General features: G+C 40.8%; 21 protein-coding genes and 7 tRNA genes. 7 read left to right on the top strand and 21 right to left on the bottom strand.

All coding sequences use genetic code 11. The features are described from left to right. Positions 1-2: 2 nt before the first annotated feature. Positions 3-77: transfer RNA gene (locus TSIB_RS01985), tRNA-Cys, on the bottom strand. A gap of 21 nt (positions 78-98) precedes the next feature. Beyond that, positions 99-185 (bottom strand) — tRNA-Ser (locus TSIB_RS01980). A gap of 94 nt (positions 186-279) precedes the next feature. Here TSIB_RS01980 and TSIB_RS01975 point away from each other — a divergent pair. The 4 genes from TSIB_RS01975 to TSIB_RS01960 all read left to right on the top strand — a co-directional run bounded on the left by TSIB_RS01975 (position 280) and on the right by TSIB_RS01960 (position 4,117). Continuing rightward, complete coding sequence (locus tag TSIB_RS01975; protein ID WP_048160786.1) at positions 280-1,509, top strand: Nre family DNA repair protein; 1,230 nt, start codon at positions 280-282, stop codon at positions 1,507-1,509. A 73-nt stretch (positions 1,510-1,582) separates the two neighbouring features. Then, positions 1,583-2,422, top strand: coding sequence for a DUF835 domain-containing protein (locus TSIB_RS10050; RefSeq protein ID WP_015848684.1), 840 nt, complete (start codon positions 1,583-1,585; stop codon positions 2,420-2,422). A gap of 68 nt (positions 2,423-2,490) precedes the next feature. Beyond that, complete coding sequence (locus TSIB_RS01965; RefSeq protein WP_015848683.1) at positions 2,491-3,609, top strand: alkaline phosphatase family protein; 1,119 nt, start codon at positions 2,491-2,493, stop codon at positions 3,607-3,609. Between the two features lie 88 nt (positions 3,610-3,697). Next, complete coding sequence (locus tag TSIB_RS01960; protein WP_015848682.1) at positions 3,698-4,117, top strand: hypothetical protein; 420 nt, start codon at positions 3,698-3,700, stop codon at positions 4,115-4,117. 137 nt (positions 4,118-4,254) lie between these two features. Here TSIB_RS01960 and TSIB_RS01955 read toward each other — a convergent pair whose 3' ends face one another. The 10 genes from TSIB_RS01955 to TSIB_RS01910 all read right to left on the bottom strand — a co-directional run bounded on the left by TSIB_RS01955 (position 4,255) and on the right by TSIB_RS01910 (position 14,108). Further along, positions 4,255-4,902: a 30S ribosomal protein S7 gene (locus tag TSIB_RS01955; RefSeq protein ID WP_048160186.1), complete on the bottom strand. Its 648-nt coding sequence runs from the start codon at positions 4,900-4,902 to the stop codon at positions 4,255-4,257. Positions 4,903-4,907: 5 nt separating this feature from the next. Further along, positions 4,908-5,351: a 30S ribosomal protein S12 gene (locus tag TSIB_RS01950; RefSeq protein WP_015848679.1), complete on the bottom strand. Its 444-nt coding sequence runs from the start codon at positions 5,349-5,351 to the stop codon at positions 4,908-4,910. Positions 5,352-5,361: 10 nt separating this feature from the next. Then, complete coding sequence (locus TSIB_RS01945; protein WP_015848678.1) at positions 5,362-5,799, bottom strand: NusA-like transcription termination signal-binding factor; 438 nt, start codon at positions 5,797-5,799, stop codon at positions 5,362-5,364. 2 nt (positions 5,800-5,801) lie between these two features. Further along, entirely contained in the window at positions 5,802-6,104 is a 303-nt protein-coding gene (locus tag TSIB_RS01940; RefSeq protein WP_015848677.1) for a 50S ribosomal protein L30e, read from the bottom strand. A gap of 14 nt (positions 6,105-6,118) precedes the next feature. Continuing rightward, entirely contained in the window at positions 6,119-7,306 is a 1,188-nt protein-coding gene (gene rpoA2, locus TSIB_RS01935) for a DNA-directed RNA polymerase subunit A'' (RefSeq protein ID WP_048160185.1), read from the bottom strand. Positions 7,307-7,311: 5 nt separating this feature from the next. After that, positions 7,312-10,029, bottom strand: coding sequence for a DNA-directed RNA polymerase subunit A' (locus tag TSIB_RS01930; protein WP_015848675.1), 2,718 nt, complete (start codon positions 10,027-10,029; stop codon positions 7,312-7,314). A gap of 5 nt (positions 10,030-10,034) precedes the next feature. Then, positions 10,035-13,391, bottom strand: coding sequence for a DNA-directed RNA polymerase subunit B (locus TSIB_RS01925; RefSeq protein WP_015848674.1), 3,357 nt, complete (start codon positions 13,389-13,391; stop codon positions 10,035-10,037). Positions 13,392-13,408: 17 nt separating this feature from the next. Further along, positions 13,409-13,657, bottom strand: a complete 249-nt coding sequence (locus tag TSIB_RS01920) for a DNA-directed RNA polymerase subunit H (protein WP_015848673.1) — start codon at positions 13,655-13,657, stop codon at positions 13,409-13,411. 285 nt (positions 13,658-13,942) lie between these two features. Beyond that, positions 13,943-14,020 (bottom strand) — tRNA-Pro (locus TSIB_RS01915). Between the two features lie 11 nt (positions 14,021-14,031). Next, positions 14,032-14,108 (bottom strand) — tRNA-Thr (locus TSIB_RS01910). Between the two features lie 99 nt (positions 14,109-14,207). Between TSIB_RS01910 and TSIB_RS01905 the strand changes: the two genes are divergently transcribed. Both TSIB_RS01905 and TSIB_RS01900 read left to right on the top strand, forming a co-directional pair. Then, a tRNA-Asn gene (locus TSIB_RS01905) sits at positions 14,208-14,283 on the top strand. An 8-nt stretch (positions 14,284-14,291) separates the two neighbouring features. Continuing rightward, positions 14,292-14,369 (top strand) — tRNA-Ile (locus TSIB_RS01900). A 178-nt stretch (positions 14,370-14,547) separates the two neighbouring features. Here TSIB_RS01900 and TSIB_RS01895 read toward each other — a convergent pair. After that, positions 14,548-14,623: transfer RNA gene (locus tag TSIB_RS01895), tRNA-Arg, on the bottom strand. 47 nt (positions 14,624-14,670) lie between these two features. Here TSIB_RS01895 and dcd point away from each other — a divergent pair. Further along, complete coding sequence (gene dcd / locus TSIB_RS01890) at positions 14,671-15,141, top strand: dCTP deaminase (protein WP_015848672.1); 471 nt, start codon at positions 14,671-14,673, stop codon at positions 15,139-15,141. 111 nt (positions 15,142-15,252) lie between these two features. Here the strand turns inward: dcd and rpl12p are convergent, their stop codons facing one another. The 8 genes from rpl12p to TSIB_RS01850 all read right to left on the bottom strand — a co-directional run bounded on the left by rpl12p (position 15,253) and on the right by TSIB_RS01850 (position 20,732). Beyond that, entirely contained in the window at positions 15,253-15,567 is a 315-nt protein-coding gene (gene rpl12p, locus TSIB_RS01885) for a 50S ribosomal protein P1 (RefSeq protein WP_015848671.1), read from the bottom strand. A gap of 46 nt (positions 15,568-15,613) precedes the next feature. Beyond that, complete coding sequence (locus TSIB_RS01880; RefSeq protein ID WP_015848670.1) at positions 15,614-16,630, bottom strand: 50S ribosomal protein L10; 1,017 nt, start codon at positions 16,628-16,630, stop codon at positions 15,614-15,616. Positions 16,631-16,635: 5 nt separating this feature from the next. Continuing rightward, complete coding sequence (locus tag TSIB_RS01875; protein ID WP_048160184.1) at positions 16,636-17,286, bottom strand: 50S ribosomal protein L1; 651 nt, start codon at positions 17,284-17,286, stop codon at positions 16,636-16,638. 80 nt (positions 17,287-17,366) lie between these two features. Then, positions 17,367-17,858, bottom strand: a complete 492-nt coding sequence (locus TSIB_RS01870) for a 50S ribosomal protein L11 (protein WP_048160183.1) — start codon at positions 17,856-17,858, stop codon at positions 17,367-17,369. 13 nt (positions 17,859-17,871) lie between these two features. After that, positions 17,872-18,330, bottom strand: a complete 459-nt coding sequence (locus TSIB_RS01865; RefSeq protein WP_048160182.1) for a transcription elongation factor Spt5 — start codon at positions 18,328-18,330, stop codon at positions 17,872-17,874. Between the two features lie 18 nt (positions 18,331-18,348). Further along, a complete protein-coding gene (locus TSIB_RS01860; RefSeq protein ID WP_048160181.1) occupies positions 18,349-18,537 on the bottom strand; it encodes a protein translocase SEC61 complex subunit gamma in 189 nt (62 codons plus the stop codon). Positions 18,538-18,658: 121 nt separating this feature from the next. Then, positions 18,659-19,780, bottom strand: a complete 1,122-nt coding sequence (gene ftsZ / locus TSIB_RS01855) for a cell division protein FtsZ (protein WP_048160180.1) — start codon at positions 19,778-19,780, stop codon at positions 18,659-18,661. A 130-nt stretch (positions 19,781-19,910) separates the two neighbouring features. Further along, entirely contained in the window at positions 19,911-20,732 is an 822-nt protein-coding gene (locus TSIB_RS01850; RefSeq protein ID WP_048160179.1) for a D-aminoacyl-tRNA deacylase, read from the bottom strand. Positions 20,733-20,904: the final 172 nt, after the last annotated feature.

Raw genomic sequence — 20,904 nt, 5'->3', positions numbered from 1 at the left:
ACTGGAGCCGGGAGGGGGATTTGAACCCCCGTAAAGCGGATCTGCAGTCCGCCGCCTCGCCTCTAGGCTATCCCGGCATTTTACTCAAAGAAGTTTTTTGGCGCCGCGGCGGGGATTTGAACCCCGGAGGGACCACGCCCATCGGCTTAGCAGGCCGACGCCATACCAGGCTAGGCTACCGCGGCACGTTCAACATTAAGGAGTTTGGGAGGGTATTTAAATCTTTCGCAAACGGCAACGCTGAGGATAGATATAAATACTCCTCCTCGCTATTTAAAACTGATGGAGCTCTTTAACTCAAAATTGTGTGCTATTTGCAAAGGGAGAAAACTACTGTGTGGTCGACCTACCTGTCCAATTCTCGAACGATTTAGAGTAGCTAAGACCATAGAGGAGCGAATAAATCGCAGGGATATTTTCGGTTCATCTCCCCCCAGCATCTTTGTTGGAGAATATGGTTACCCCAAAGTTCGAATTGGCCCTCTTGTGCCACCAATCGAGGGGAACACTTCCCACCTCGATAGCCCTCTAAAATGGGAAAACAAGAGAATTAAAGATATCCTGTATTACCGTTCTCTACTTGTGATGGGAGAGATGAAAGCTGATGTTAATGTTAGAAAGAGTGAAAGAATTTTAAGTGAAGTTCAAGAACTAGCAATGTCAGTAAGGCCAGTTGATAGTGAAATTTTGCTTAAGAAGAGACCCATTCTAAAAGTTCTTCCAAGTGAGTTTGCACCTCCTGTGGGCCCAAAAGCCGAACTCCTCGACTTTGAACTCACTGAAAATCCAAAAATTCCAAAAAGAACGGACTACATCGTTAATGACGAGTTAAAAGCTGAAACAGCCATTATGCGTCTATATAACTGGAGCTTTGATGAGTATTACATAATAAGGCTTCTCTCAGCTGGCCTTCTTGGAATCAACAGAAAGCTCGTTCCAACAAGGTGGAGCATCACGGCGGTGCAAGATACAATAGGTAAAAGGCTAAGGAAAGAAATTCTGCATTATGAACCCATAAATGAATTTGAGCTTTACTTTCACGAATTCCTAGGCAACAGATATGCAGTTATTTTAATGCCTGAAACTTATGCTTTTGAGCTCCTTGAAGTATGGCTTAAGGGTTCTCTTTTTGGAAGTGATGAACCGAAAGTAATTCACGATTATGAGGACTTTCGCGGAATTAAAGGCTACGCTGAAGAGACTACCGGGGCTTATTATGCGGCTAGACTGAGTGTTCTTGAAAGTCTCAGGCAGAGAAGAAGACAAGCGAGAATAATAGTCTTCAGAGAAGTAACCCCAAAGTATTATGCCCCAGTAGGGGTATGGCAGATAAGGGTTGGAGTCAAAAAGGCCATGGGGAACCCGGTGGGAAGATTTAACACACTCCAAGAAGCCCTTAATGAACTCAAGAAGTTACTCGAGCTGAAGCTTGAGAAATATCTGGAAAAAAGCTGGATTCTACAATTGAGAAAGCAGAGAACCCTCGATTATTACTTAAAACTTAGATAACCTTTATATACTTCCAAAGCCTAATATAAAATTGCTTTATTCGGCTAGAGAGTCTTCCAAGAAGGGATAGACTATGGCTGATCTAATAGGGGCTGCCGCTGCAATTGGGAATTTAATTCTTCGGTTTATTATCGTATTTTTGGCCCTCTTAGTTCGTAGAGAACTTAAGAAAAGAGCTCCACAACATATTCTTCGGTTTTATGACCTGTTGATAATTAGTTTCGCCATTTATGCTATATCAAAGTTATTCTTTCTACCCCTAAACTTAGATAGAGCAGGTCTCATTGAGGTAGATGAAAAAACTGCTAGGATATTAAATAGCATCGCTAATTTCCTGATAAACATTTTTGGGATCATTCTAGTCTATGCTTGGATAAAGCTGTTTAGGAGTTTAATTCAAAAATATAGAATTATACCTATTGTTCAACCATTACCTGGCAAACTTGCTAAGATCATTCCCTCAGGAGTTTATATAACAGAGCAAAAAAGATTCTACGAAAAATGCAAAACTCTGCTACAAGGAAGAAAAGCTATCATAATAACACGACAAAAACCTGAAGACTTAAAATCAAAACTAGGAGTCGAAGTTCCAGTTATATGGTTAGCAAAAGTTGAAGTCCCCGACGCGATTCATCCACACAATCTTGAACGCTTTGCACACGAACTAATCTCTTTTATGAGATCAGAAAAAGGACCAAAAAGCATCATAATTGATGGTTTTGAGTACTTAATGATAGAGAATGGCTTTGAATCGGTGTTTAAGTTCCTCACATCTCTGAAAGATTACTCCACCCTTACCGATACCGTAACAGTCATTCCAGTAAAGAGAGAAGCCCTTGAAGAGAAACAATATGCATTGCTTTTAAGAGAATTTCCAAAATTGGAAGAGATTGAAGTTGTCCAAAAGGAATAGTAGAGATACAACCTACTTCAAGCTCCACCAAAGTTAAACTTTTTAACCCACTTTTCGTAGCTTACTTTATGAGGAGAAAACTCGCGCTTATAAGCATCGATGGTAGTGGAGTTTACAATTTAAAACACATGCCGTTTTTAAGTGAGCTGGTAGAGAAAGGATTTTTTGAAGTTGTTGAGTCAATATTTCCCACACTTACGGATTTAGTTCATACAAGCGTAGTTACCGGGGTTCCTCCGAGGATTCATGGCGTTGTGGAAAACGGTTATTACGATAGAATATCTGATAGAAAGGTAAATTTCTACGACTATGAAATTGCTTTTAATCCCCACAAGATCATAACGACAAAAACCGTAGTTGATATTCTCAGAGAAAGGGGAATAAGAAGCGCTTCTGTTAGTGGCTATACAATGCCTCCCTTCAGCGGCACCCACGTTAGAATCTTTCCACCATTCTTCAATGATGATACTCTTTATAGAGAATATGGGAGAGACTGGAGAAAAGATCGCTGGGTTTTGAATTCGGCTCTGTATCTCTATGAAGAATGCAAACCCGATTTGCTTTTAGTCCACCTCTGCTCGATTGATGGAATGCAACACGATTATGGACCTTTGAGCGATGAAGCTATGAAAGCCGTTGAAACCGTAGATACAGCACTAAACGTTTTGTGGGAGAGACTTAGGGACGAGTATGCGTTTATAATATTTGCCGATCACGGGCAGGAAAATGTTCACACGTGGGTGAACCTGAAAAACTATCTCAAGAAACATAGCATCGAGACCCTTAGAGTCTCATCTGGGGGAGGAGTACACGTTTATCTAAAAAACCCCGCAGAAGCCGAGGAGGTATATTCAATATTGAAAAGAGCTCCCGGTGTAAAGTACGTCTTTTTCAGAGAGGACTTACCACACCTAAATACTCCAAACAGTGGAGAGCTCATTGTTTCTGCCAAAGAAGGTTACTGGTTCTGTTCCCACAGGTTTTGCGATGGAATAAAAGGCCCAAGTCACTGGGTAAAAGGCATGCATGGGTCTTTAAATAAGCCCGTGATAAAGGTTCCGCTTATTTTATGGGGTTTTGAGAAAGCAAACTTAGAAAATCCGACTCTTTATGATATTGCTCCCACAATACTGAAGTTCTTTGGCGTGGAGAAGCCAAAGGAAATGATAGGAAAAAGCCTACTATGAAGCTTTTCTAAAATCTCGAGCATTACTACCTAACAATGAAAACACATAAATACGTCAAAAGTATAAAAATACTTAATGGTGGATAGGTATGAAGAAAAGTTCTAAACTGCCGATATCCATAATCCTATTGCTTGTAGTTTGTGCATTGAGCGTTAAGGCTCTTTCAGTCGAAAGTCTCAGAAACGAAGAAGTCAGAGAACCTGATGAAGTCCATTCCAACTTTTATGATTCAAAAGGCGAAAGGGCTGCAACTCTTTCCCTTATGGAGAGAGGCTATTACTCAGAGGATGTAATTTCTTTCCGAGTTCATGTGTGGCATAGAGATGGATGGAAAACTAGGAGCCTAAAGCTTGTTATAACACCAAATGTTAGTGCGGAAGTTTATTTAAAGACTCCCGATGGATATCCTTGGAATCCTCTAAAATTGCAGAGGAGTAAGGATGATCCAAATTCTGCTGTATTAGAAATCCCCGACCTCGGCTTTCAGAGAGTAGGAGCACAAGATTAGACTTTATTGTGATACCCTTGGAAAGAACAAAAGCGATTTTAATTACCATAAAAGCCGAAATTGAGTTCTCTGAGGGATTTAAAAGATACAGAGGAGATAGCGTAATTGATATGCAGTTGAAAAAGAAATAAAAGAGCTCACCTTGAGGATTGTGCAATCCTCTCAATTTCTTCTTTCTTGCTGTATGCGAAGCTCTTTGTATCTTTGTTAGCTGCAGCTATAATTTCTTCAGCCAAGGCTTCAGCATAGCTAACCTTATTGCGATAGCACTTCGCTGATGCACCGAGGGCAATGTTTCTTAAAGCGACATCAAGCCTTCTCATTGGAGAAATATCTACTGCCAAGTGATATCTAACTCCACCAAACATGATATTTGTAGTGTCTTCCCTTGGGGAGGAGTTTTCAATCGCCTTAACGAGAACTTGAAGTGGGTTTTGCTTTGTTTTATTTTCTATTATCTTGAATGCCTCTTTTACAACTTCATAGGCTTTCATCTTTTTGCTCATTAATGAGCGGTGCTCTCTTCTCATGAAGTGCCCGCCAATTTTATAACTTGAAGCACCGCTTCTCATTACCTTGTTTATGAGCCTCTCAACTATATGAATGTTCGTTTTACCAAATTGCTTTTTTGCATATCTTCCATGACTGTGGGGAAGAATCCTTGGTTCAAGGTTAATATAAGGTCTAAGAGATGGGTCTTCAACAACTACTTCTTCAACACTCCATCTTCCAAAGACTTTGAGGTCCTTAGGCACAAAAAATCTCTCTTCTAATGACTTGGCCATGAGCATCACCTTCTTGGCTTTTCTTTCTTACCCTTAACTATTTCTTTGAGGGAAGTTCTGTTAACAATGACAACCTTGTATCTAATTCCTGGGATATCACCCATAGATCCGCCCTTTGGACCACCAATTCCTTCGATGAGAACTTCATCATGCTCATCAATATGCTTGATAGCACCATCACCAGGAGTGAAGGCAGTGATTACTTTACCATTTTTTATGAGCTGAACTCTAACGGCCTTTCTCATACCTGAGTTGGGCTGTTTAGCTTCAACTGCAATTTTCTCAAGCACTATTCCTCTCGCTTGCGGTGCACCTTCAAGTGGGTCACTCTTCTCTTTAAGCCTAAGCACTCTTCTCTTGTATGTTATGTCGCTCCATCTAAACTTTTTTCTTTTAAGTTTGAGCTTTCTTCCAGCAAATTCACCATAAGGAGCTTTCTTTCCAGCCATGATCATCACCTCAGATTACTACAACTTCTTCAATTCCGTGATGCCTCTCCATCAATTCTTTGACGAGATTTATATTTTGCCCCCCTTTGCCTATGGCTCTCGGTTTATCCCGCTGATTCACATCTAGGAGGGCAACCTTTTTCCCATTTTTCTTTTCAGTTATATGTACTTTTTTAACCCTTACGCCCATTGTTTTATAAATGTTCTTAATGAATTCTTCGGGATTTTCTGAGTGCTCTATCAATTCAATATCTTTGCCAATCATGCTCTGTACTCTCTTAACATTGCTGCCTCTCTTTCCTAATGCCAAACCCATTTCACCATTCTTTACTACGATAACTAGTCTGTTCTTTATTGTATCAATCAAACAGTCAAGTACTGTAGCTCCTGTAAGACTCTCGAATAGGGCTATGTACTTTATCTGATCTGTATTTAGCTTTAGTGGCATATTCACTTACCTCCAGCTAGTGAGAGTATTTTACTTTCTCCTGGCTCTACTATCGCCATTAATGCTATTACGAATGGTTTACCCAAAAGAGTTCCTAGCTCCACACTTGTTCCCTCAAATTCGTATACAGGTATGCTACTGAGACCTGCATAATAATTAATATCATCTTTAACCTCTTTAGGTGCATTCTTAGCCATGATTATAAGCTTAGCTTCACCTGTCCTAGCAAGTCTCATGGTTTCATTTGACCCGATGACCACTTTTCCAGTTTCAATAGCTTTTCTAAGTTCAAATGCCAAATCCATTCCCTACACCTCCTCTACTCTTCTTTCACCGCTTTTTTAATCGGTAACTTCATTGCCAATCTAACGATTCCCGTCCCCACTGGAACGGGCTGACCAATTAGAACATTTTCCACTACTCCATTGAGAGGATCTAATTCTCCTCTTTCAGCAGCTTGGAGTAAATGTTGAACTGTAATCTCGAATGCTGCTCTTGCAAGTACACTTGCTTTTGTACCCACAATACCATGCCTTCCAATGGGTCTCACAACACCATCAATGGTCATCATATCAGCGACGAGCATAATATGTCTCACATCAACTTCAAGACCTTGTTCTTGCATTGTGTTAACTATCTCTTCAATTATTGCATTTCTCGCAGCCTCGATACCAAGCACTTGAGCTATTTCATGAATATTGTTTGTTTTTGTTCTCGTGGGATCAACACCCGGAACTTTAAGTACCTGCTTAAAGTTTGAACCTTCGGTGTAGATAACGTATTCATCTCCTTCCTTTCTGATAACTGTTTTCCCTACGCCTGAGAGTCCTTTTAAACGATGCTTTTTAACTTTATCGGCAAGCCTTCTAAGGGTTGAAACATTCTTAGCCTTCTTCAATCTAATTATTATAGTAGTTCCTTCTGTTTCAATTTCAGCAGACTTAAATGACCGCTCAATTTTTGCTTGAATCTTTTCCATAGTCAAGCCACTTTTCTCGAGACGTTCTGGGTCTATATCCACTACAAATTCCATGTTAAGTATATCTAGAGTCATACTCCTTGCTAAACTTTCAAGAGTAGTCCCTTCTATTCTTTTTGCGACCTCAAGGGCCTTTTCACTGTTGTACCTGTGTTCTTCATCCAAGTGAACTGTCATAATTGGTGTTGAGGGGTTTTTCCTAGCATCCACTATTTCAATAATTCTGGGAAGACCCAAAGTAACGTTAATTTCCGCAACACCAGCATAGTGGAAAGTGTTAAGTGTCATCTGTGTAGAGGGCTCGCCTATGGACTGAGCTGTTACAGTGCCCACCGCTTCTCCCGGTTCTACCAAGGCTTGCTCATATTCTTGAACTACCTCGTCAATTATTGCCTCTATCTCAGCTTTCTTTAGTTTATATTTCCCGCTATAATGTATCAACCTCTCAAACAATTCCTCTCTCAATCTTTCTGGCAAACTAGATGCCTTCTCCTCTACAAGTTTCTTGATAGTTGACTGTGATACCATGATCATCACCCCTTCTCCCTGAGTTTTATCAATGTTCTTGTCACAATTCTATCAATATTTACCGTTCTTCCACCCCAACTCTTCATTGGGTCTACACCATCTTCACCATACCTGAACTGAACTACAATTCCTGTTGGATCTCTCACAGTTCCATCATAATCTACTTTGAGGTCTTGTAGAGCATTTATAAGTCTACGCTGCATATAACCGCTTTGAGCCGTTCTAACTGCAGTATCAACGAGACCTTCTCTACCACCCATTGCATGGAAGAAGTATTCTTGGGGTGTTAGACCGCTCTTATATGAGTTAACGATGAAACCTTTTGCCCTTGCACCAAGGTCACCAGCTTTGAAGTGACTCAATACCCTGCTCCTGTAACCTCTATAAAGTCTCTTACCTCTAATAGACTGCTGTCCAAGTATGGCTGCCATTTGAGTAATGTTAAGGATTTTACCTCTTGCCCCGGTTTTGGCCATGATTACTGTATGGTTGTTCATACCCAAATATCTCTCAGCAACTTTACCAGCATTATCTCTCGCTTCAGATAGAACAGCCATTATTCTGCTTTCGAGAGTTTCTTCCAAAGTCTTACCAGGCAGGGGTTCCAGCTCTCCGTTTTTATATGCTTCTATCAGTCTTTGCACTTTACCCTCTGCTTCCATTATTATTTCTTTAATTCTAGCCTTGGCCTCGCCCGGAAGATCTTCATCATCTATTCCAGTGGTGAATCCCTTATGGGTGATTACCCATATTGCTAGTTTTGTTACTTGATCAAGGAATTGTCTGGCCCTTTCTACACCATACTCTCTAACTATAATATTAAGTAGCTCCCCATCTTCTCTACCGTAAGCTTTTTTGTCTATTGCACCACTTAATAACTTACCTTTTAAAATATAAACAAAGCCATCTGTGGCCACTTTTTTAACTTCTTTCTCACTTGGGATTAGCTTCTCCTCAATAAGTTTTTCAATAGGCTCACATTGGGAAGGATCATCACATAGCTTGTTCCTGTACCATATCGTCAAGTTTTCAGGAAGTAGAAGTGAGAATACGGTCTTTCCACTCCAATACTCAATGCCATTCTCAACTTTATCTGGCTTTGGAAGTTCTTTTACTTCAACCCCTGCAAACATTAACATATGCTCCACTTCATATTTGGTGAAGTATGCCCCCTCTCTAGTCAGGAGGTACCCTCCTGATATATGATCCTGAATTCCACCAATAATTGGTCCACCATATCTCGGAGATAAGATGTGGTTTTGGACTTCCATTAAAATTCTGGCTTCTGCCTGAGCTTCTTCTGTTTGTGGAACGTGAAGATTCATTTCGTCCCCATCAAAGTCAGCGTTATATGGCGGGCAAACTGCCAAATTAAGCCTAAATGTTTTATATGGCATTACTCTAACTCTATGAGCCATAATACTCATTCTGTGAAGAGATGGTTGTCTGTTAAATAATACAACATCTCCATTCATAAGGTGCCTTTCAACTGTCCACCCAATGTCAATCATGTCAGCTATTGTCTCTAGATTGCTCTCCATAAGACGAATTCTTCTACCTTGTGGATCTATAACATAATTAGCTCCTGGATACTTTTCTGGACCATTAAGGATCATTTTTCTGAGCTTTTCAAGATTGAAGTCAGTCACTTTCTCTGGAACTGTAAGTTCCATTGCAACGATTAATGGAACACCTACTTCATTTATGCTTATCATGGGGTCAGGACTAATTACCGTACGGGCCGAGAAATTAACACGTTTACCACTAAGGTTTTTCCTGAATCTACCCTCTTTACCCTTAAGTCTTTGGGCAAGGGTTTTAAGTGGCCTTCCACTCTTGTGCTTTGCTGGAGGAATACCTGAAGTCTCATTGTCGAAGTATGTGGTAACGTGATATTGAAGGAGATCCCAAAGATCTTCGATAATAAGTTGTGGAGCTCCAGCTTCGATGTTTTGCTTCAAACGTGCATTAATTCTTATGATATCTACAAGCTTATGAGTAAGGTCATCTTCAGCTCTTATACCACTCTCAAGTGTTATTGAAGGCCTTACACTAACTGGAGGAACGGGCAAAACCGTGAGAACCATCCATTCGGGTCTTGAATTTTCCGGATTAAGGCCTAAGAGGGGTAAGTCCTTATCTGGGATTTTCTCAAGCCTGTCTCTTATCTCACTTGGCATCATTCTGTGCCTGTATTCGTTTCCTTCTTCATCAGTCCTCAATTCCCAGTATATTGTTGGTCTCTCAAATTTAATTGAAAATTGAGGAGCCCCGCAATGAGGACATACCATTCTTTCTTTTGCCTTTTTGTGTATCTCTGATATTAACGCATCAATCTCACTTTTTCTAGCCTCATTTATATTTAATTTACCGAAATAGTCTTCAATTTCTTCATCCGTTAACTTAATCCTTCCACATTCTCTACAAGTACTTTCCAATGTTCTGTAAATTGTTTTAGCAAATCCAACATGAATAACTGGTCTTGCAAGCTCTATATGACCAAAATGTCCAGGACACTCTTTATAATTGGCCCCACATGTCTCACATCTAAGGTTGGGATCTATAACTCCTAATCTTCTGTCCATTAGGCCCCCATCTATTGGATAACCGTCTTCTGAATAGGTATCAGGGACTGTTATCTCCGCAGCACTCATTTTTCTAATCTCTTGAGGGGAAAGCACACCAAACTCAATACTTCCAATAACTTTTTTCATTGAGTGCATGACTATCACACCCTCTCCTTAAGTTTTAATGATGGTCTAATACCCATGGCCTTTATCTCATCCAGTAATAACTTGAATGCATAACTCATTTCTACTTTGCTTATATTCTCCTCTTCTCCACATACTGGACAATAAATTTTGTCTCTACGCTTATCTTCGACTGCTAAATGACCGCAACTCTCACATATCCATGCTTCTGTCTTATCGCTCTCTTCTAGCAATCTTTCAACTAATAACATTGAGGCACCATGTCCTATTAATACGTCACGCTCCATTTCACCGAATCTTAGACCTCCCTCCCTAGCTCTACCTTCAGTTGGCTGCTTTGTGAGAACTTGCACAGGCCCTCTTGAACGTGCATGGAGCTTATCAGCTACCATGTGGTGGAGTCTCTGATAATAAATAACACCCACGAAGATATCTGCCTCAAATTTCCTTCCTGTGATTCCATCATACATTACTTCCCTTCCACTATGCTTAAACCCGAGCTCTTCAAGTTCCTTTCTAAGCTTCTCTTCTGGCTCTCCAATGAATGCAGTGCCATCTATTCTTCTTCCCTTAAGTGATGCCACTTTACCACCTATAGCCTCAATGAGCTGTCCAACAGTCATACGTGAAGGTATACCATGAGGGTTAACTATAAGATCCGGTACTATTCCGTTTTCTGTCCAGGGCATGTCTTCCTGAGGAACTATAAGACCAATAACGCCCTTCTGTCCATGTCTTGAGGCAAACTTATCCCCAAATTCTGGAATTCTAAGATCCCTAACTGTTACCTTAACAAGCTTTGTACCATCCCCTGTTTCTGTGATAATAATCTTGTCGATAATACCTTCTTCACCGGGCCTCATAGTGATGCTCGTCTCTCTTCTACCTTGCAAAATACCAGCACCTAAACTGGTTTGCTCCTCGAGGAACCTAGGCGGAGAGGTTCTTGCTACTAACACATCTTTTCCTTGAACTTTTGATTCTGGAAATGCTATTCCATCTTCATCAAGGTTTCTATAATATTTCTCACCCAAAAATCCTCTAACAGTAGGATCTGGTATTTCAAACTTATCTGTTTGTCCTCCCATATACTTCTTTTCTTCAGCTTCATAAGTTCTAAAGAATGTTGACCTTGCCAATCCTCTTTCAATTGAGGCCTTATTCATTATAACGGCATCTTCCATGTTATATCCACTATAACTCAAGACTGCGACAATAAAATTCTGACCAGCAGGTCTTTGTTCAAATCCTACCGCTTCCATGATCCTGGAGTTAACAAGTGGGACTTGAGGATAGTGCATCAAATGCCCTCTAGTGTCTACTCTTATCCTAAAGTTGGCCCAACCAAGGCCAAGGCTTTGCTTAGCCATACCTGCTCCATAAGTATTTCTTGGAGCAGCATTATGTTCTGGATATGGGACCAGTGACGCCGGTAATCCTAAAATGGTGGCAGGCATTATCTCCAAATGTGTGTGTTCTTCAGTAACTTCCCAGGGCCATGTAGCCACATAAGCGTTCTCTTCTTCCTCAGCATCGAGGTACTCAATGACACCTATTCTTATCAAGTCACTCCACTTAAGTGTCCCTTTCTTTATTGCCTCTACATGATCTTTGGTTAATTTTGGAACACCATTTTCAACTATGATTAGTGGTCTCCTGACTCTACCCTCATCACTGTTGATGTAAATCTCTCTAACATCCTCATAGTACGCGACATTTATAACCTCACTTATTCTCCCTTCTCTCCTATCGGTTTTTATTTTATTAATTAACTCTACGCCATCTTTATATGTCCCAACAAGAACTCCATTAAGATAAACCCTCCAATCATCGGGTTCTGGTCTTCTTTCCTCAATGTGCACGATCCCAAGACTTTCCAAATATGCAAAAACTTCCTCTTCTGGAATAGCAGTAGTAATTTGAGACATTAGCGAGAGGTTCTTAACCAGTCCACAGTTAGGTCCTTCTGGGGTTTCAGTTGGACATATTCTTCCCCAATGAGTACCGTGCAGATCTCTTGCCTCGAAATGAGGTTGCTCTCTGCTTAGTGGAGAAGTGACCCTTCTCAAGTGGGAAAGCGTAGACATGTAATTAGTTCTATCAAGCAACTGGCTAACACCAGTTCTTCCTCCCGGCCAAGCCCCCGTGGCGAGAGCATGTTCGATTCTTTCAGTTAGTACATCAGGCCTTACAGAGTTTCTCACAAACCTCTGTATATCTTGGAAAGTATACTTCTCACCCTTTCTTTGGTAGGTTTTAGTTAGTTGATATTGCATGTCCTTTACAAGCTGGCCGAATGCAACTCTAAAAAGGTCCTTCAAGAGATCTCCGGCAAGTTTAAGCCTCTTACTAGCATAATGATCTTTATCATCCTCCTCTCTCAGTCCAAGAGAAAGTTCAGTTACTTTAAGTGCCATCATTCCAAGGTAATATGCTTTCCTTATCCTGTCCTCTGGACTTACCCCCATGTGCGGGAGAAGATTGTTATCAATTATTGAGTGAGCCCTTCTAAGCCTATATTCTTTGGGCTGCCCAGGCATTGCTCTCTTTCCAATATAATCTAAAGCCTCCTCTTGAGTTTGAACATCACTTGCATCCTCTAAATTGTCAAAGAGAACCTGTTGAACCTCAGGATTGTTACCCACAGCATCAACTATTTCCTTATCACTCTCCAGACCAAGAGCCCTCATAATGTGTACAAATTTAAGAACACCTGGTACATTCGGAATTGAAACATAAAGTAAACCGTCTTTTCTCCTCTCCACTGTTATTAAAGCTCTATAACCATGTCTGTATGAAAAACATTTTGCTATGTATCTATTTTGTCTCTCGTCGATCTCAACAAGCGTTCTGTTTGGAGCTAAATCTTCAATAGACACAATAACTCTTTCAGAACCGTTAATAATGAAATATCCTCCTGGATCTTTAGGATCCTCTCCATGTGCTATAAGTTCTTCATCACTTAAGTTGTAAAGACGACAGATTTTGGATTTCAGCATTACCGGCAATTCACCAATTCTTACCTCAACTGGCTCTTGTTCAATCCCCTTCACTACTGGTATCATTCCCAAGAAGACCGGTGCAGAATAAGTTAAATTCCTAATCCTAGCATCTATGGGATATAAAGGCTTTCTTTGTCCATGAGCTTCTTGAAATTCTGGTTCTCCAAGTCTAACTCTTCCAAACTTGACTTCAAAATCAGGTATATCTGGTTTTACTCCTTCAAATTCGCTAATAACTTCTTGCATTCCATGCTCAATAAAGGCATTGTAGGAGTCGAGGTGCTGTCTTACAAGCCCTTTTTCATCCCAGTAAGCCTTCATAATGTGCCAAAGATCATCCGGAGTAACCTCAACAATAGTAGGACCTCTCATATTCTCACCTCAAAATTTCAATCTTCCACAACAATCCTATAATAGTAATAAACCCCCGCAGTAGGGCTTTTTCTTTTTATTTCTATTATATCCCCAGGCTTAGCATCAAGTGCTTGAACTGCCGGATCACTTGTTTTGATCTGCGGCAACTGGGAAGGCTTTATATTGTATTTTTTCAGTAATTCTTCCGTCTCTTCTTTACTAAGTACCCTATGCTCAGGAACTAACACATGATCAAATATTGTAAGGCTTTTTTTCGCCGTCACAGAGAATTGCCCCCTTTAAAATTTTTAGAAGGTACACCCTCTCACTACCTCCAGCTTTTAATTAGAGTATATAAGCTTTTCGAGAGTTTAGTCTGAGAGAGGCTTTATATTATTTGCGTAAAGTTTAAGAACTCCTCCGTCTGCCTTAACATTTCATTGATGCACTTATATCGACATTGACATGGCTCTACTCAACTTCATACTCAATGTTCCGCAGAAACATTGTAATTTCGAAGTTATAAAATTTACTGAGTAGAGTTCCCAAGCTTACTCATTATGAGAGAATGGTGGGGCCGCCGAGATTTGAACTCGGGTCACGGGCTCCCAAAGCCCGCAGGATAGGCCAAGCTACCCCACGGCCCCACTGCAACCACTGGAGCCCCGGGCGGGATTTGAACCCGCGGCCTGCGGATTACAAGTCCGCCGCCCCACCAGGCTAGGCTACCGGGGCACCGAATGAAGAAAGGCCTAAGTTAGTATATAAACTTTTCGCTAAAACACATACCGTAAGCTTTATAAATCCGCTTATACTCCCTATGATTGGGTTCGTGCCGCCGTAGCTTAGTTGGTAGAGCGCCGGACTGTTAATCCGGTGGTCGCCCGTTCAAGTCGGGCCGGCGGCGCCAGTCTTTGTGGGCCCGTAGCTCAGCCTGGTCAGAGCGCGCGGCTCATAACCGCGTGGTCGGGGGTTCAAAGCCCCCCGGGCCCACCACTTCTTTACTCAAAAAGAAATACATTCTTTTTAGTTATGCTCAATAATCACATTCTCCTGAAAACATGTAATTGCTTGTAAGTTTAATTTCCAAGAATTGTCAATAATATCCTATTAAGATGACTTTTATGTACATCACTGGGCCCTAAAGAGATTATTCTACTTATGTATACCTAAATGGCGGGCCCGCCGGGATTCGAACCCGGGACCTTCGGCTCCGAAGGCCGACGCCCAATCCCCTAGGCCACGGGCCCTCAAAAAAGTTATAACACGGTGCCTACATAAAAGTTGCGGTGATAAAATGATACTACCAGATCATAAAATTAGGAAGGAAATACTTATTGAACCTTTCAATGAAAAGTCTCTTCAGCCAGCAGGTTATGATCTAAGGGTTGGAAAGGAAGCTATGGTAAATGGGAAGTTCATAAATGTCGAGGAGGAAGGGAAATTGGTTATCCCTCCCAAAGGCCATGCATTGATACTAACCCTAGAAAGGGTGAAACTCCCTGATGATGTCATGGGCGACATGAGGCTAAGGAGCACATTTGCAAGAGAAGGCCTTTTAGGGAGTTTTGCTTGGGTTGATCCAGGATGGGATGGAAATCTCACTTTGGCATTTTTTAATAGTTCTGAAGAGGAAGTAATTCTCCATTATGAAGAACGATTCGTGCAAATAGCATTCCATCGCCTTGAGGAACCCTCGAAAAACCCTTATCGTGGTATTTACCAAGGCAGTCAACACTTAAAGCTTTCAAAAAGAAAAATAAGATAATTTTTATTCTCTTCAGTTTTCATAGGTGGATTAATACTACTAACATGCTACAAAAACTTCAAAAATGATTTTACGTAGAAATATAAGTGAAAGGAGAAAATAGAAGGGAGTTCAGCCGAAGAGTGCACCAAGTCCAGCGAGAGCCTCTTCTTCCTTCTCCTCTTCCTCTTCTTCCTCCTCTGCTGGAGCTTCTTCTGCTGGAGCCTCAGCTGCAGGAGCTGCAGCTGGAGTTGCTGCAACTGCAACGGGCATTGCAGCTTTTTCAATAACTTCCTCAATATTAACTCCTTCAAGGGCTGCAACGAGAGCCTTCACTCTTGCTTCATCAACTTCCACACCAGCAGCCTGAAGGACACTCTTTATACCTTCTTCAGTTATCTCCTTACCAGCGGCGTGTAACAATAAAGCAGCATATACATACTCCATCTTTTACACCTCCAAGTTATCTTTATTTTCCATTATTAGATACACATTAACCAAATAAGGCTCCCAATCCAGCGAGAGCCTCTTCTTCCTCTTTCTCCTCTTCTTCCTCTTCTTCAACCTTCTCCTCAGCCTCTTCAGCTGGCTGAGGCTGAGCCGCTATAACTTGTGCTTGTTGGTTTAAAAGCTCTTTGGTTTTCTCATCAAGCAACTCCTCTGGTAATTCTTGAGCTATAAGCAATGCAATTCTGAAGGCTTTGCCAAGTATGTCTCCAGCACTCTCCTTAGTAATGTAGCCCGCTTCTACTGCAACATTCTTTGCGCCAAGGAATGCCTTTTGAATAATTGCCTCAATTGTTTGTTTTGTTGGATATGCTACGTTAACGGAGAGGTTGAATGCATGCATATAAGCCTGTTGAAGCATGCTGATGTATTGTTCCTCATCGATTGCAAGTACTTCTGGTGTATAAACGATTCCATGCTCGTATGCAGCAAGTAGCTTAAGTCCCACTTCAAGAGGTTCAATCCCAAGCTGGTTAAGTATATTAGCCAGCTGGGGAGTTATAATCTCGCCTGCCTTTAATACAACTGTATCTTTTTGTATTGATACCTTACCTTTCTCAATTCTTGCAGGAATTCCTAACGCTTGCATCTCACCAACAAGAGGTCCGGGGGATAATGGTGTTGGTCCTGCTGGAACTACAACATCTCTTGGGGCTGGGGCTCCTGCTTTTGCCGGGGCAGGTTTTTTGCTCTCTTCAAGGAACTTATAAAGTTTAAATGGGTTTATCTTAGTAACGAGTATGCCTGTTCCACCTTGAATGTGCTCGATAAGCTTTTCAAGATTTGAGTCGTTAAGTTCTTGTGCTGCTTTTTTGAGAGCGAGCTCAATGAGAGTATTCCTTGAAACTCTAAGAACCGCCTTATCTCTAAGGCTCTCTCTCATTTTGGATAAAGGATATGCTGGAACATCTGCTACGTCAACTAGGGCTATTACTGGATAATCTTGAAGAAGCTTGGTAAGTTCTTCTACTTCCTTTTTCTTCCACTCAGCAACATGAGCCATTCATATCACCCCTCTATTTTTACAGCTGGACCCATTGTTGTTTTGATGTATGCTGACTTGATTTGGTTTTCTCCCCTCTCAAGCTTCCCTATTATTGCGTTTAACACTGTTTCAACGTTCTCAGCGATTTTTTCATCTTCCATGGATTCTGTTCCAACCGGAGCATGCACTGCTGGAGTGTTCTTAAGCTGTATTCTAACTGTCTTTTTAAGTCTCTCAACAAAGGAGGTAAGATCCGTTATTGTTGGTGGAACTACAACAGGCATCTTATTCCTTGGACCTAAGTACCTACCTAAGTACCTACCAATCTTTGGCATCAATGGGGCAGCCGCAATGAAAAAGTCATAGTTCTTTGCTATTTTTCTCGCAGTCCTTGGATTGCTCCCCAATTCTTCTAATTCCTCACCACTAATAACACCTAACCCGAGCTTTTTAGCCGCCTCGGCAACGGCACCATCAGCGATAACCGCGATTTTTGGTTCCTTCCCACGACCATGTGGCAAAACAACCTCAAGCTTAAACCTATTCTCAGGTTTTTTAAGATCAATATCCTTGAGGTTTACTGCCACCTCTAGGGTCTGTGTGAAGTTACGCGGCTTAGCCCGGGCCTTTGCCTCCTTCACCGCTTCCACGATTTTTTGCCTATCAAAGGCCATCTTTCTGACCTCCACTTTTTTTATTTAAACCGGAAGGAAAATCAAAAATTCGTAAAAAGAGAGATTTTTAAACTTTTCCCTCACTCTTCCTTTGCAAATATTTCATCATAAACTCCCTCATCAATTTCCTTCTGCACTTCTCTTGGATCCTTGCCTTCAATAGTGACACCCATGCTTAAAGCCGTTCCGATAACCTCCTTAGCAGCTGCTTTTAAACCAGCTGCAAGCATTTGTTGCTTCTTTGCTCTAGCAATTTTGACTACTTGTTCCATTGTTAGATTACCAACAATTGCTCTTGTAGGTTCACTTGAACCCTTTTCCAATCCAAGTTCTTTCTTTATTAGTTGACTTACTGGTGGCGTTCCTACTTCCACATCAAATTGTCTTGTTACTGGGTCAACAATTATCTTAACCGGAACTTGCATTCCCGTAAAATCCTTGGTAGCTTCATTTATCCTGTCAACAACTTGTTTAACATTTAACCCTAATGGACCAATGGCTGGACCCAATGGAGGACCAGGAGTAGCCTTACCACCTTCAACTAACACCTCAACGATTTGTTTCTTTGTCATTCTCTTCACCCCTCTACTCCTCTGAGCGTTTGCTTATAAGCCTAACGTATTCTCCCCTAACAGTTACAGGGATTGGCACTATTGCTCCAATCAGTTCAACCACAATTTCGTCTTTTGACTCATCAACTCTAACTACTTTGGCCTTCTCGCCCTTGAATGGACCAGCAATTAATTCAACAATGTCTCCAGGCTCAAATCCACTAACAGCTGGCTTCTCTTCAAGGAAATGCTCTATTTCAATAAAAGATATTGGGCCAGGAAGTGTACCTTTTGCATGCCTGATGCCTCTTATAACTTCATCTACAGCAGCTTTTTCCGTTGCTTCAACAAATATATACCCCCTAACTTTTGAAGGGGATAATATAGCCATAATGGGTAAGCTGTAAGTTTTGGCCTTACTGTAAATAAGCTTGGCTGTATTCTCCTCTTGGCCTACTGTTACACGTACTGCGAATATTTTGCTCTCACTCATCTTTACCACCGCTCAAGTTCAAGTCCCTTGAACCAAAGATCCAATAACACGAATAATCATTCCAATAACACCGATTAAAATTATTCCAATACCGGTTATTTTAGCAGCAAGCTTGTATTCTTTCCAGCCTGGTTTTTTTGTTACCAGGAAAACCCTTTTGGACTCAGATATAAAGCTTTTAAATTTTTCCATGTAGCTCTCAGCCATTTTCAACACCCCTCACAACCTTCAGAGTTGACTATGCCTAAAGTATTTAAAAGTTATCCTTCTATCTACAAACACGACTTAGGAAAAATCTATCAAAAAATAAATGCAAAAAGTAGGTCCCTCAAAGCTCAGTCAAATCTATCTTAACGACCTTTCTTTCTTCTTCAAGAGAATATGGCGCTTCGGTTTCTTCGACAACAGCATACGGTGAGCTTACTCCTGTTACAACAACCATGACTCTTATTGTCTTTTCGAGGTCAGGATCTAGCTGAATTCCCCAAATAACTTGCGCCTCTGGGTCTAGTTTGCTTGTGACGAGTTCGATTATTTGTTGGGCTTCTTCAAGCTTAACGTCATTTCCTGCAATACTAATCAACGCACCCTTAGCTCCACTAATATCCACGTCCAAAAGTGGGCTGTTTAAAGCTTGATTCGCGGCTTCTAATGCCCTCTTTTCACTATCACTTTCCCCAATACCAATCATTGCAATGCCGCCGTCTTTCATGACTGCTCTTACATCAGCAAAGTCGAGGTTAATGAGACCTGGCCTAGTGATGAGTTCAGTAATTCCTTTAACAGCTTGCACAAGAATCTCATCTGAAACCTTAAATGCCATTTGAATTGGTAAATTCGGAGCAACTTCCATAAGTTTATCATTGGGGATCACAATTACAGTATCGCTGTTTTTCCTAAGTCTTTCGAGACCATACTCTGCATTCTTGATTCTCCTTATACCCTCAACAGTGAATGGAAGTGTGACTACTGAAACTGTCAACGCTCCCATTTTCTTTGCAAGCTCAGCAACTATTGGGGCGCCACCGGTACCAGTACCCCCACCAAGACCACAAGTAATAAATACCATATCAGCTCCTTCAAGAGCATCTCTAATGTCTCTTTCACTTTCTTTAGCAGCTTCTTCACCAACTTTTGGGTTATTTCCAGCACCAAGACCTCTTGTGAGATCCTTACCAATTAAAATCTTCTTATGTGCTTTTATTTTCAACAGATCTTGAGCATCAGTATTAACCGCAATCACCTTTGCTCCTTGAATTCCAACTTCCATCATCCTATTAATGGTATTACAGCCAGCGCCACCAACACCAATAACATAGATCTTTGCTTGTACTTGCTCCAAAATCTTCTTAAGTTCTTCATCAATGTCAGAAGCTGGTGTTTGAACCTCAACTGGAGTGTTTGCTTCTGCTGATGTCCTTTCTATTGCACTTTCAATCAATTTCAACATTTTTTCACCCTCCACCTGATAACAGTTCTAAATGTTTTTTCACATTCTCTACATATATAAACCTTAGCTAAGTTTGTTCAACTGATATTTAAATGTGTACTTTCAAACCTTTAAACGTTTCGCTTCTTTGTTAGTCTTTAATAAACTCCAAATCCAACTCTTCTGCAATATTCCTTGCCATCTGTTTGGTCTCGCCTTTACTGCCCTTCCAATCCACATAAATTCCATGTACTCTTCCCGAGGTTCTGTTTATAGCTTTAAGAAGCATTTCCTTTGAAATGGGATGTGCATATTTTGCCACTATGTGAGAAAATGCAAGTTCCGAGTTTAAAGCAGCTTTGGTTTGTTTTGGGGCATAATGACCGCCACCAATACCAATTACTGTTTTAAAGTTGTGAATCTTAGTGTAATTATTAATTACATAAAAAATAGTCTCTGCTACTATTTCCCCAGCTTGCTCATTTTTCCACTCCTCTTCACTGGAACCAATTTCTATAAAAAGAGAAGGCACACCAAGCTCACTAGGCCCATGATGGGTAGCTTCGTAACAAACAGTCCAATTTAAGTCATTAAGTTCATTTAGTTTCAAAAGAGCGAGTTTCATTGCTATTGGCTCTACAATAGCCAAGCTTTCATCCTTTCCTCCATACATGGCTTTTCCCCAGTTTCCTGTAACGTGAGTGGTTAAAGCTGGAAGCTTTTGCTGGCTTGAGTGTCTTGAGGCGAAGATTATAATCTTAGGAATTATGCCCAATTGTTTTGTTATCTTCCTGTCCAGATTATCGTAGTATATCATTTCTCTATCCGTTGTCAGTATAAGAGTATTCTTAAACTGATATACTTCGTTACCATCAAACCGTTTCTCAGATTCTATAAAACCAAAGTTTTCGATTAGTTTCTGTTTAATGTTCATAGAGGCTAGATCAACTTTTGTGGTCATTATAACTTTCATAGTTTCTCCCCTAGGAAACATTGAATCACAGCATAAAAACCTTAAGTTCATACCTCACATAAAAATTGCAGAGTTTTTTAAGATATTCTCTCCAAGTGCTTATTATTGATAATACAAGATCAATATAGAAGATTTCTCAGTTATAAAGTATAATACTCAAAAATTGATAATT

This window comes from Thermococcus sibiricus MM 739, from assembly GCF_000022545.1.
GTDB lineage: Archaea > Methanobacteriota_B > Thermococci > Thermococcales > Thermococcaceae > Thermococcus_A > Thermococcus_A sibiricus.
Note: the sequence above shows the minus strand (reverse complement) of the source record. Positions and strands in the feature narration are given on the sequence as shown.

Bases quoted from the DNA above. Each gene is read 5' to 3' on its own strand.
- TSIB_RS10050 (WP_015848684.1), top strand. From the start codon at position 1,583: ATGGCTGATCTAATAGGGGCTGCCGCTGCAATTGGGAATTTAATTCTT.
- TSIB_RS01965 (WP_015848683.1), top strand. From the start codon at position 2,491: ATGAGGAGAAAACTCGCGCTTATAAGCATCGATGGTAGTGGAGTTTAC.
- TSIB_RS01960 (WP_015848682.1), top strand. From the start codon at position 3,698: ATGAAGAAAAGTTCTAAACTGCCGATATCCATAATCCTATTGCTTGTA.
- TSIB_RS01955 (WP_048160186.1), bottom strand. From the start codon at position 4,902: ATGGCCAAGTCATTAGAAGAGAGATTTTTTGTGCCTAAGGACCTCAAA.
- TSIB_RS01950 (WP_015848679.1), bottom strand. From the start codon at position 5,351: ATGGCTGGAAAGAAAGCTCCTTATGGTGAATTTGCTGGAAGAAAGCTC.
- TSIB_RS01945 (WP_015848678.1), bottom strand. From the start codon at position 5,799: ATGCCACTAAAGCTAAATACAGATCAGATAAAGTACATAGCCCTATTC.
- TSIB_RS01940 (WP_015848677.1), bottom strand. From the start codon at position 6,104: ATGGATTTGGCATTTGAACTTAGAAAAGCTATTGAAACTGGAAAAGTG.
- rpoA2 (WP_048160185.1), bottom strand. From the start codon at position 7,306: ATGGTATCACAGTCAACTATCAAGAAACTTGTAGAGGAGAAGGCATCT.
- TSIB_RS01930 (WP_015848675.1), bottom strand. From the start codon at position 10,029: ATGCACTCAATGAAAAAAGTTATTGGAAGTATTGAGTTTGGTGTGCTT.
- TSIB_RS01925 (WP_015848674.1), bottom strand. From the start codon at position 13,391: ATGAGAGGTCCTACTATTGTTGAGGTTACTCCGGATGATCTTTGGCAC.
- dcd (WP_015848672.1), top strand. From the start codon at position 14,671: ATGATACTACCAGATCATAAAATTAGGAAGGAAATACTTATTGAACCT.
- rpl12p (WP_015848671.1), bottom strand. From the start codon at position 15,567: ATGGAGTATGTATATGCTGCTTTATTGTTACACGCCGCTGGTAAGGAG.
- TSIB_RS01880 (WP_015848670.1), bottom strand. From the start codon at position 16,630: ATGGCTCATGTTGCTGAGTGGAAGAAAAAGGAAGTAGAAGAACTTACC.
- TSIB_RS01875 (WP_048160184.1), bottom strand. From the start codon at position 17,286: ATGGCCTTTGATAGGCAAAAAATCGTGGAAGCGGTGAAGGAGGCAAAG.
- TSIB_RS01870 (WP_048160183.1), bottom strand. From the start codon at position 17,858: ATGACAAAGAAACAAATCGTTGAGGTGTTAGTTGAAGGTGGTAAGGCT.
- TSIB_RS01865 (WP_048160182.1), bottom strand. From the start codon at position 18,330: ATGAGTGAGAGCAAAATATTCGCAGTACGTGTAACAGTAGGCCAAGAG.
- TSIB_RS01860 (WP_048160181.1), bottom strand. From the start codon at position 18,537: ATGGCTGAGAGCTACATGGAAAAATTTAAAAGCTTTATATCTGAGTCC.
- ftsZ (WP_048160180.1), bottom strand. From the start codon at position 19,780: ATGTTGAAATTGATTGAAAGTGCAATAGAAAGGACATCAGCAGAAGCA.
- TSIB_RS01850 (WP_048160179.1), bottom strand. From the start codon at position 20,732: ATGAAAGTTATAATGACCACAAAAGTTGATCTAGCCTCTATGAACATT.